This is a genomic window from Mesorhizobium maamorense, from assembly GCF_044998965.1.
Taxonomy (GTDB): Bacteria; Pseudomonadota; Alphaproteobacteria; order Rhizobiales; family Rhizobiaceae; genus Mesorhizobium.
In genome coordinates, this window is sequence record NZ_CP173356.1 from 3,049,405 (window position 1) to 3,058,368 (window position 8,964).

Here is an 8,964-nt window from a genome sequence, read left to right on the forward strand (position 1 = left end):
CGGCGCCTCGCTTTTTTCTACAACGTTGGCGATTGGCGAAAGCCGGGACAACAGCCGATCTCCCCACCCGTGGGGGAGATGGCCGGCAGGCCAGAGGGGGCGCCGTAGAGCGCCATCGTTCGAAGAGGAAAGCAAAACCAGAAACACAAAACCCGCCTCGGCGGCGGGTCATCGGCGCAACTCAGCACCATAGATAAAAACATAGCATAGTTGCCTTCACCCCGTCAACAGGTTTTAGGAAAAAATTCCTTATCGGCTTTAGGCATCCCCGCGCAGCGAATGCACGCCTTCACGGCATGGGCGAACAGGATCAGCCCAACTAATGAACCGGGGCTTCGTCACAATCTCGCTGTGAAGGTCGCTAAGCGCGTTGAATGAAGATCCGCTCGAATATCGCGCCAATACCCAGCACGACCGGTACTCTTGTTTCGGCGGCGCCAGAATCAAAAACCCGCCTCGGGGGCGGGTCATCGGCGCAACTCAGCACCATAGATAAAAACATAGCATAGTTGCCTTCACCCCGTCAACAGTCTTTAAGAAAAAAATCCTATCTTGCCCGTCCCAGCGTGATCCTCCCCCGGCCTATCGGCTTTGTCAGTTGGGTGCTGGAGCATTGACCGCGAATTGCGCGGCGAACGCCCTGCCATAGGCGGGCCGGGCTTCGCCGCGGGCCACATAGGCAGCAAGGTTTTGATATTCGTCCAGAATGCCCGACATTCTGAGCCGCAGCAGCACAGATACCATCAACAGATCGCCCGCGCTGAACGCGCCGTCGAGCCAGTCGGCGCCGCCCAGATGGGCCGAGAGCCTGTCCAGCCGGGCGCGAACGCGGTCCTTCACCAATGGCAGGCGCTCCTCGCTCCAGGGCTTGTCGGCCTCGAATTTTTGCCGTCGTCAGTTCGAGGATCGGCAGCTCGATGGTGTTGAGCGCGGCAAACATCCAGGTGATGGCGCGGGCGCGGGCATCGCGATCCTCCGGCAGCAGCCCCGGATACCGCTCGGCAAGGTGGAAGACGATCGAGCCGGTCTCGAACAGGCAGAGCGAACCGTCCTCGTAGGTGGGGATCTGGCCGAAGGGCTGAATGGCCAGATGGTCGGGCGCCTTCATCTCGGCATGGGAAACAAGACGAACCTCATAGGGCTGGCCCACTTCCTCGAGCGCCCAGCGAACGCGCGTGTCGCGCGCCAGTCCCTTGCCGCCGTCGGGCGACCGTTTGAATGCCGTAATGGTGATTGTCATTGCATCCGCTTCCTTGCCTGTTTCCTGGGCTTCCTGGCGATGACGAACAAGCCTGCGCTGCAGCCCGACATCGGTCTTGAACTATTTTCCTTGCCGAGCGCGGATCGCGAATGGATGTCCGCGCGTTCTGAACGCCTATGCACGCCGCCTCAAAGTGACCTCGGTTTTGGGCGACATGCGTAGGCCGATACCTGCAAGTGCGTCGCACGGGCCCTGTTCAGCGTGACGCGCCTCACCGATGGGAGCAACCGCCATGAACGTCGCCAACCTGCAACTCGAGGGCCTGCTGATGGCCGTCGCATCGATCAACCACGTCCTGGTCAGGAAGGGCGTGCTGACATCAGAGGAGATCGACATCGCCCTGCGCAAGGCCGAAGCCGGCGAAACCAGCGAGGAGCGGTCCGAGGGCATGTCGGCGTCGAGCCGCGACGCCGTCAATTTCCCGATCCGGCTGCTGGAGCTCGCCAACCAGTGCCAGCCCGAAGCTGACATGCCGTCCTTTTCGAAACTGGCGCGCATGGTCGGCCAGATGAAGGAACCCTACAACGACCAGATGTAGCTACGCCCTGCCCGGCCATCCCGGATTGAGCGAAAGCACGCGGCCCGGCCCGTGCACGGCGGCGAACAGCAGCCCGGCCAGGAAGGAAAAATGATCGACGAAGAAGCCGAATTCCGCCTGGTTGCCGGCCCAGTGGCTCGGTCCGTGGAAGGCGAAGCCGAGGAACAGCACGTAAACCGCCGCGACCAGTGCGGCCGGCGTGAAGAAGGCGCCGGTGAGGAAAGCGATCACCAGCAGCACCTCCAGTATCGCCGCGCACCAGGCCAGTAACAGCGGAAACGGAAAGCCGGCGGCGGCAATATAGCCGGCGGTGGCGCCCATGCCCATGAACTTGAACGTCACCGCCATCAGGAAGACGGCCGCGAAGATCAGGCGGGCGATGAGCAAGGCGGCGGTCTGCCACGGCGATTGGACGGTTGGCGACGGCATGGTTGTTCTCCCGTTTCGTTTGCTTGTCTTACCCAATTCCGGATGGAAACCGAACTTTCCTGGAATTGCTCCTAGGACGCGCCACGCACCGCGCATCCGACATATCCGCCGAAGTTTTTTCCGGATGTCGCGATCGGCGCCACATGATCGGGCCGCTGTCGCAAAAACCGGAGTCAGCTTTGCCGGCTCCTTGATCCTTGATAAAGCGGGCCGCATCGGCCCTGACGTATCTCTCCGCCATGCGCCTGGAGCCGGCCTGAGGCAGCGGACCCGATATTCCGGTCCGTGATCGCCAAAGCGCGCAAAAGCCGCTATGGAACCAGCGGCGTCAAATGCTGTTATGTATGACCGCAGGGTCGCGCCGCGACGGCGGCGCGCCGGGGGTGGAAAGTGAGGCTCGGCATGGCGGACGACAAATCGAAGATCAAGCAGGATCGCAAGCTGGTTTCGAGCGAGGAAACCTATGAGGTTGCCGCTTTCGCCCGCAAATACGGCATCCCGCAGAGCGAGGCCCAGACCATCATCAAGCGCTACGGGCCCTCGAGGAAGAAGCTCGACAACCACATGGCCGCGCGCGGATAGCTCGGCGCGACCGGCTTTGGAAGCGTTGCCCGGGGCAGGACCCGGGCGCATTGCGGCACCGAATGGTTGGAGGCCACGGCCATGCCCGACACCGCGCGCAGAACCGGCAGCTGCCTTTGCGGCGGCGTGCAGTTCACCGTCAGCGGTCCGCCCCTGCGGGTGGGTCTCTGCCATTGCAAGGATTGTCGCAAGACCAGCGGCTCCGCCTTTGCCGCCTTCGCCATCTGGCCGCGCCAGGCGTTCGAGACATCGGGCATTCTCGGCACCTATGCCGGCCGCGGCTTCTGCCCAACCTGCGGCAGCCGTGTCGCCTCGCTCAGCGACGACGAAGCCGAGGTGATGATCGGCAGCCTGGACGTGGCGCCGACCGATCTCATGCCGGAGTACGAATTGTGGATCGGCCGGCGCAGATCCTGGCTGCATGCCTTGCCCGATACGCGACAGTTCGAGCACGACCGGCCCGCCGCGCAGGCTCCCGGCCCGCCGCCGCCGAGGCCGCTGTCGGACGCAGCTCCCGGCGGCTGAAAATTAGTCGAAAAGTTTAGCGGCCGCGACGGAACCCCGGAACGGCGGCCGGCGTTATCGGGCGCCTCAGTTTCAATGGAGATCGCCGTGAACGACAAGTTCTTTCCCCGTCCGGTCAGGCTGAAGGTCGGACCGGCCCGGGAGCGCGTGGTGCGCAGCGCCTGGGAAGGCCTGGAATGCCTGCGCGACTGGCCCGGCAAGCACGGCCGGCGCTACCGCGCCGCATGGCGCAGCTGCCGCGATGCCCTCGATGGCTGGACCCCGGCCGAGAAGGCGATGCGGGCCATGATCGATGCCGGGCGCGAGGCGGAATTTCTGCCCGGCAACGGCAAATCCTGAAAGCCTGCCGCCTCAAGGGGCGGTCCGGAACCCGATAGCTGCATCGCGGCAAGCCGCCGGCTACTGTTTCGGCGGCTGCGGCGGCACTTCACCCGGTTTGATCACCGGCGTCTTGCCTTCGTTGGGCGCCGGCGCGGCCATGCCCTGGTCGCCTGTGGGCGGCGGCTTCAGCACGCCGCCGCAATCGTTCAGCGTCTCGGTCAGCGTGTTGTCGGTCGGCTGCTGGTTGCCGTCGGGCTTGGCCCGGCATTTTTCGCTGGGCGCCTGCTTGTCGGGGTTCTGCTGCTCGGCCTGTGCCAGCGCCGCGGCGGGCGCGGCGAGCATCAGGCTGACGGACATGATGGCGAGAAGTCTCATCTCGGCCTCCTTTCCGGGTTGGGCCGCCCTCACCGGCCGCCCAATAGTCGATGGCGTGCCTTCGATGGCTTGCCTCAATAACCGCCGACGATCGGCAGGATTTCGCCGGTGATGTAGCTGGAGCATTGCGGCGAGGCCAGGAACACATAGGCCGGCGCGATTTCCTCCGGCTGGGCGGGTCGCTTCATCGGCGTCTTGGCGCCGAACTGCGATACGTCCTGCGCCTCCTTCTCCGACGGATTGAGCGGCGTCCACACCGGCCCCGGCGCCACCGCGTTGACACGGATGCCCTTGCCGACGAGGTTGCCCGACAGCGCCCGGGTGAAGGCATGGATGCCGCCCTTGGTCATGGAGTAGTCGACCAGGTCCTTCGATCCCTCGATGCCGGTGACCGAACCGGTGTTGATGATGGCCGAACCCGGCTTCATGTGCGCCACCGCCTCTTGCGCCATATGGAAGTAGCCGTAGAGGTTGGTCTTCAGCGTGGTGTCGAAATGCTCTTCGGTCAGGTCGGCGAAATCGGTGGAATGGATCTGGAAGGCGGCGTTGTTGACCAGCACGTCGAGCCGCCCCAGTTCCTTCACGACCCTTGCCACGGCCTTGGCGCAGAAGGCGCGATTGCCGACATCGCCGCGCAAGGCGAGGCAGCGGCGGCCCTCCGCTTCGACCGCTTGCTTGGTCGCCTCCGCGTCACGGTCCTCGCTGAGATAGACGATGGCGATGTCGGCGCCCTCGCGCGCGAACAGCACGGCCACCGCACGGCCGATCCCAGAATCGCCGCCGGTGATCAACGCCGCCTTGCCTTCCAGCTTTCCCGAACCGCGCCAGAACGGCGCGTCATAGAGCGGCGCCGGCTCGATGGCCCATTCCTCGCCGGGTTTGGGATGATGCTGGGCGGGAAAAGGCGGCGCGGGATATTTTCGCGCGCCGGCCTGCATGGCGCCGTCGCCCTTGGGCTTGGCCTTGGCGCGGTCCTTGGCGTCGACCTTGCGCTGGATGCTGCGCTGCTTGCTGGTTGCTTTCGAACTGTCGCTCTGGGTGCTGGTCGGCATGGTCATCTCCTCTGTGTTTGGACCGGAGACATCCCGAACCTCCTCGCGCAACGCGCGGAACTGTTCGCGATGTCTTCGGTCCAAAGCCCTGCTCGCAGGGACAACGCATGTCGGCGGAAAAAGTTGGCGGCTTTCGCAGGCGCGCATTGCAACCGCTCGCGTCCTGCCGCCGTTTCGCCTGCCGGAGGCAATCATGTTCGAAGGTTTTCAGACCCTCGAGGTCGACTGCGGGGATGCCCGCATCTTCGCCCGGCGCGCCGGCGACGGGCCCGCCGTTCTTTTGCTGCACGGCTTTCCGCAGACGCATCTGATGTGGCGCGACGTGGCGCCACGCCTGGCGGACCGGTTCACCGTCATATGCGCCGACCTGCGCGGCTACGGCGCCAGCTCATGCCCGGCGTCGAGCGCCGATCACGCCCCTTACGCCAAGCGCGCCATGGCCCGCGACATGGTGGCGCTGATGGCCGAGCTCGGCTTTTCCAGCTTCATGGTCGCCGGCCATGATCGCGGCGGACGTGTCGCCTACCGCCTCGCGCTCGACCATCCCGACCGCGTCGAAAGGCTTGCCGTGCTCGACATCGTGCCCACCGCCGACGCCTGGGACCGGGCCGACGCCAGGCTGGCGCTCGGCTATTGGCCGTGGTCGTTGCTGGCGCAGCCGGAGCCGCTGCCGGAAAAGCTCCTGGCGGGCGCGGCCGACGCGATCGTCGATGACGCCCTGGGCGGCTGGGGCTCGTCGCCAAAGGCGTTTTCCGCCGGCGTGCGCCAGGCCTATGTCGAGGCCCTGCGCGATCCCGCCCATGCCCATGCGATCTGCGAGGAGTACCGGGCGGCCGCGAGGCTCGACCGCGAGCACGACCATGCCGACCGCGCCGCCGGCCGACGCATCGCCTGCGCGGTGCTGGCGCTGTGGAGCGGGCAAGGCGCGCTCGCCGAATGGTATGCCGGCGAAGGCGGACCGCTGGCCTTATGGCGCGGCTGGGCCGGCGATCTGCGCGGCCATGCGGTCCAGGGCGGGCATTTCTTTCCCGAAGAAGCACCCGCGCAAACGGCCGCCGAATTGAGCGCTTTCTTCGCCGGCCCCGAAACCACCGCCCGAGAGGGCAATGTCAGGAAAAGTGCCTAGCGGTTTCCCACCTAGCGCTTTCCCTGGGGAATCGCGTCGGACCAACGCCTGGAGCGGCTCAGCGGGAAGCTTCTCAGCCGGCCGCGACCAGGGGAATTGGAACCACATCATTGGCTGCGCAGTTGCAGGGGCATCGGATGAACCCGGGAGCAGAACCATGCCACGTGGAGAAAAATCGAAATACACCGACAAGCAGGAGCGCAAGGCAGACCACATCGCCGAGGGCTACGAGCATCGCGGCGTGTCCGAGAAGGAAGCCGAGCGCCGCGCCTGGGCCACCGTCAACAAGGATGATGGCGGCGGCAAGAAGGAGGGCGGCTCCGGCCGCGGCAAGCACACCGGCCATCCCGCCGCGCATAAGGGCGGCGAAAAGGGCGGCAAGGCTTCCGCCTCGCGTTCGGCCGCGAGCCGGTCGGCATCGGCCAGGAAGGCAGCCGCGACCCGTAAGCGCAACCAAGCGCACGCCCATTGATGCACGGCGCGACCGGATCGCGAAATTCTTATGCGCCTTGCCTGCCCTCGCCCGGGCCGCCCTTGATCAGATCGTCGCCCGGCGGATCATCGAAGTTGGGTTCGGCCGGATTGTCGGACGGCGGTCTTTGCGGACAGTCCTCGTAGCCGTGGTCGCGGCCGCCGCAGAACGAACAGCACATGGCCTCGCGATCCCTGTTCCCGGGCGGCCATCGCGGGGTCTGGTAAGGCTTCCTGCCGAGCATGCCCAGCAATGCGCGAGGCGCGATTTGGTTGCGCGCCCGCGCCGTCCCTCGCAAGAGAAGACGCCGGCTGTTGCGCAACCGCCAGACAAAGTGCAGAATCTTCCCGGCATGCCGCAACCGTAATCGCCCGGCGTTGCGGATCATGCCTTGGAGAGAGCGCAATGTCCGTTCGAATCCTGTTGCCGACCGTGGCCGCCATGCTTGCCGCCACCGGCCTGGCCGAAGCCCGGCCCGACAGCCGCGCCATGAGCTGCGCGCAGATCCGCGCCGTGATCCAGAGCCACCGCGCCGTCGTGCTGACCACCGGCCCCAACACCTATGACCGCTATGTCAGGCAGTTCGGCAATGAATGCGATTGGCCCGAAGTGCCGATGTCGGCCTATATCCCGGCCCGCGACGGGCACTGTCCGGTCTACCGCTGCGAGGAACCGGTCAACAATTTCCCGAATTGACGGGTCGGCCAGGCGTCCGCGGTCGTTGTTTCGGCGATTGCCGCTACCTGAAACCATTCCGAGGGGCCGGCGTTGACGCGTGGGGTGGCGCCACAGGAGATGCCCATGACCGTCAACTGCCGCGTATCCATCGACAACCGGCCTCAATCCATCGAGGCCGTGTTCCAGGCCGTGCCCCGGATCGGCGAGAGCGTTTCGCTGTCCGTCGACGCGAAACGCGCAGGACCTGCGCGTTTCGCGTGTCGTGCATGTGCCGGACGGTTCGCTCGAAGGGGCTGCGATCATCATCGAGGTGACGCCCAACATCCTGTAGTCGCCTGAATCCGCGAATGCGGCGCGCCTTGGCCATGGCGGATCGGCAGCCCCATCCCGCCGCACGGCGGCAGCTTTCAGATGCCTAAGCCAGTCGTCTGGCCGGCGTCTTCCATAGGGTGCTGCGGCACGATGATCGACGCCAGCGGCGCGTTCAGCGTCCATCTGAAATAGCCGGGCGAGCGCTCGATCACGGCAGACCCGCCGAGCGACTGCGGCGCCACCCTTTGCAGGACAACGGTGCCGAACCCCTTGCGCGTGGTGTCGTCGCGCTCGTCGTCGCCGCTATAGGGGGGCGACCGCTCTTCCCAGACAAGTTGGAATTCGCGTTCGGCCAGAGCGTCGTCGCCCATGCTCCAGGTCACCTCGACCCGGCCGGAATCGCTGGCGAGCGCTCCATACTTGGACGCATTGGTGCCAAGCTCGTGGAAAGCCATGCCGAGATTCTGCACCGCATTCGACTGCAAGGTCAGCAGCGGTCCCGAAAGCAGTATCTGCTCCTCGCGGCCGAACGGTTTGAGATGTTCCTGGACCAGGTCGAACAGGCTGGCTCCCACCCAGTTCGAGGTGACCAGCAGATCGTGCGACCGTGACAGCGCCATGATGCGGGCGCGGATCATCTCCTCGAACTCGCGCGGGTCCTGCGAGCGCTTGCTGGTTTCCCTGACCATCGACAGGATCACCGCGAACTGGTTCTTGACGCGGTGGTTGACCTCCCGCATCAGCATCTTGATCCGGCGCTCGTTCTCCCTGCTGGCGCTGATGTCGCGGGCGATCTTCGAGGCGCCGACGATGTCGCCGCTGGCGTTCCTGATCGGCGACACCGTCAGCGAGACGGCAATGAAGGTGCCGTCCTTGCGCTTTCGCGTCGTCTCGTAGCTCGCCAGGCGTTCGCCGCGGCGGACCCTGGCGATGATCTCGGTTTCCTCGTTCTTGAGGTGGTCGGGGATGAGCATCAGGATCGACTGGCCCACCGCTTCCTGCGCGCTGTAGCCGAACATGCGTTCGGCCGCCTGATTCCAGCTTTTGATGATGCTGTTCAAGTCCTTGCTGATGATGGCGTCGAAGGAGGAATCGACGATCGCTGCCAGCTGCGCATCGGCCGTTGCAACCTGTTTTTCACCGATTGGTATGTCCGCCATTGCCCCGCCAGGTGTCAGCCTATCGCCACTAGATAACGCGTGCGCCGGACAAGGCAATCACCTTGAAGCGGCCTGCCTGCTTCAACGTCATCGAAATCGCCTCGCCGGCTAATATAATCGAGGCGAAGGCATT

The 8,964-nt window shown here is 65.2% G+C and carries 12 protein-coding genes and 1 pseudogene; 7 read left to right on the forward strand and 6 right to left on the reverse strand.

The window, feature by feature from the left end; translation table 11 throughout:
- Positions 1-594 precede the first annotated feature (594 nt).
- A pseudogene (locus ACIU1A_RS15475) lies at positions 595-1,240 on the reverse strand (glutathione S-transferase family protein).
- A 253-nt stretch (positions 1,241-1,493) separates the two neighbouring features.
- On the opposite strand from ACIU1A_RS15475, the gene ACIU1A_RS15480 reads away from it, so the two are divergent.
- Positions 1,494-1,799: a hypothetical protein gene (locus tag ACIU1A_RS15480; RefSeq protein WP_140499979.1), complete on the forward strand. Its 306-nt coding sequence runs from the start codon at positions 1,494-1,496 to the stop codon at positions 1,797-1,799.
- Here the strand turns inward: ACIU1A_RS15480 and ACIU1A_RS15485 are convergent, their stop codons facing one another.
- Positions 1,800-2,228, reverse strand: coding sequence for a DoxX family protein (locus tag ACIU1A_RS15485; RefSeq protein ID WP_140759789.1), 429 nt, complete (start codon positions 2,226-2,228; stop codon positions 1,800-1,802).
- A gap of 402 nt (positions 2,229-2,630) precedes the next feature.
- On the opposite strand from ACIU1A_RS15485, the gene ACIU1A_RS15490 reads away from it, so the two are divergent.
- From ACIU1A_RS15490 to ACIU1A_RS15500, 3 genes are all read left to right on the forward strand, one after another.
- Positions 2,631-2,810 (forward strand): DUF3606 domain-containing protein, encoded by a 180-nt coding sequence (locus ACIU1A_RS15490; RefSeq protein WP_115144153.1) that lies wholly within the window; start codon positions 2,631-2,633, stop codon positions 2,808-2,810.
- A gap of 81 nt (positions 2,811-2,891) precedes the next feature.
- Entirely contained in the window at positions 2,892-3,335 is a 444-nt protein-coding gene (locus tag ACIU1A_RS15495; protein WP_404927661.1) for a GFA family protein, read from the forward strand.
- An 87-nt stretch (positions 3,336-3,422) separates the two neighbouring features.
- Positions 3,423-3,674 carry a DUF982 domain-containing protein gene (locus ACIU1A_RS15500; protein ID WP_140499984.1) on the forward strand — a complete coding sequence of 84 codons (252 nt, stop codon included), beginning with the start codon at positions 3,423-3,425 and terminating at the stop codon, positions 3,672-3,674.
- 60 nt (positions 3,675-3,734) lie between these two features.
- Here ACIU1A_RS15500 and ACIU1A_RS15505 read toward each other — a convergent pair whose 3' ends face one another.
- Positions 3,735-4,031, reverse strand: a complete 297-nt coding sequence (locus ACIU1A_RS15505; RefSeq protein ID WP_140499986.1) for a hypothetical protein — start codon at positions 4,029-4,031, stop codon at positions 3,735-3,737.
- Positions 4,032-4,105: 74 nt separating this feature from the next.
- Entirely contained in the window at positions 4,106-5,083 is a 978-nt protein-coding gene (locus tag ACIU1A_RS15510; RefSeq protein WP_140499988.1) for an SDR family oxidoreductase, read from the reverse strand.
- Positions 5,084-5,276: 193 nt separating this feature from the next.
- Between ACIU1A_RS15510 and ACIU1A_RS15515 the strand changes: the two genes are divergently transcribed.
- Both ACIU1A_RS15515 and ACIU1A_RS15520 read left to right on the forward strand, forming a co-directional pair.
- Positions 5,277-6,209, forward strand: a complete 933-nt coding sequence (locus tag ACIU1A_RS15515) for an alpha/beta fold hydrolase (RefSeq protein WP_404927662.1) — start codon at positions 5,277-5,279, stop codon at positions 6,207-6,209.
- Positions 6,210-6,366: 157 nt separating this feature from the next.
- The gene (locus ACIU1A_RS15520) at positions 6,367-6,681 is read left to right on the forward strand and encodes a plasmid stabilization protein (protein WP_140552195.1); all 315 of its coding nucleotides are present in this window, start codon (positions 6,367-6,369) and stop codon (positions 6,679-6,681) included.
- Between the two features lie 28 nt (positions 6,682-6,709).
- On the opposite strand, the gene ACIU1A_RS15525 is transcribed toward ACIU1A_RS15520, so the two are convergent.
- Complete coding sequence (locus ACIU1A_RS15525; RefSeq protein WP_404927663.1) at positions 6,710-6,862, reverse strand: hypothetical protein; 153 nt, start codon at positions 6,860-6,862, stop codon at positions 6,710-6,712.
- Between the two features lie 224 nt (positions 6,863-7,086).
- On the opposite strand from ACIU1A_RS15525, the gene ACIU1A_RS15530 reads away from it, so the two are divergent.
- Complete coding sequence (locus ACIU1A_RS15530) at positions 7,087-7,377, forward strand: hypothetical protein (RefSeq protein WP_140515977.1); 291 nt, start codon at positions 7,087-7,089, stop codon at positions 7,375-7,377.
- Between the two features lie 389 nt (positions 7,378-7,766).
- On the opposite strand, the gene ACIU1A_RS15535 is transcribed toward ACIU1A_RS15530, so the two are convergent.
- Positions 7,767-8,831: a sensor histidine kinase gene (locus tag ACIU1A_RS15535; RefSeq protein WP_404927664.1), complete on the reverse strand. Its 1,065-nt coding sequence runs from the start codon at positions 8,829-8,831 to the stop codon at positions 7,767-7,769.
- Positions 8,832-8,964: the final 133 nt, after the last annotated feature.

Excerpts from the sequence above, each read along its gene's own strand:
- ACIU1A_RS15515 (WP_404927662.1), top strand. The coding sequence starts at position 5,277 with ATGTTCGAAGGTTTTCAGACCCTCGAGGTCGACTGCGGGGATGCCCGC.
- ACIU1A_RS15505 (WP_140499986.1), bottom strand. The coding sequence starts at position 4,031 with ATGAGACTTCTCGCCATCATGTCCGTCAGCCTGATGCTCGCCGCGCCC.
- ACIU1A_RS15485 (WP_140759789.1), bottom strand. The coding sequence starts at position 2,228 with ATGCCGTCGCCAACCGTCCAATCGCCGTGGCAGACCGCCGCCTTGCTC.
- ACIU1A_RS15520 (WP_140552195.1), top strand. The coding sequence starts at position 6,367 with ATGCCACGTGGAGAAAAATCGAAATACACCGACAAGCAGGAGCGCAAG.
- ACIU1A_RS15530 (WP_140515977.1), top strand. The coding sequence starts at position 7,087 with ATGTCCGTTCGAATCCTGTTGCCGACCGTGGCCGCCATGCTTGCCGCC.
- ACIU1A_RS15510 (WP_140499988.1), bottom strand. The coding sequence starts at position 5,083 with ATGCCGACCAGCACCCAGAGCGACAGTTCGAAAGCAACCAGCAAGCAG.
- ACIU1A_RS15495 (WP_404927661.1), top strand. The coding sequence starts at position 2,892 with ATGCCCGACACCGCGCGCAGAACCGGCAGCTGCCTTTGCGGCGGCGTG.
- ACIU1A_RS15525 (WP_404927663.1), bottom strand. The coding sequence starts at position 6,862 with ATGTGCTGTTCGTTCTGCGGCGGCCGCGACCACGGCTACGAGGACTGT.
- ACIU1A_RS15490 (WP_115144153.1), top strand. The coding sequence starts at position 2,631 with ATGGCGGACGACAAATCGAAGATCAAGCAGGATCGCAAGCTGGTTTCG.
- ACIU1A_RS15535 (WP_404927664.1), bottom strand. The coding sequence starts at position 8,831 with ATGGCGGACATACCAATCGGTGAAAAACAGGTTGCAACGGCCGATGCG.
- ACIU1A_RS15480 (WP_140499979.1), top strand. The coding sequence starts at position 1,494 with ATGAACGTCGCCAACCTGCAACTCGAGGGCCTGCTGATGGCCGTCGCA.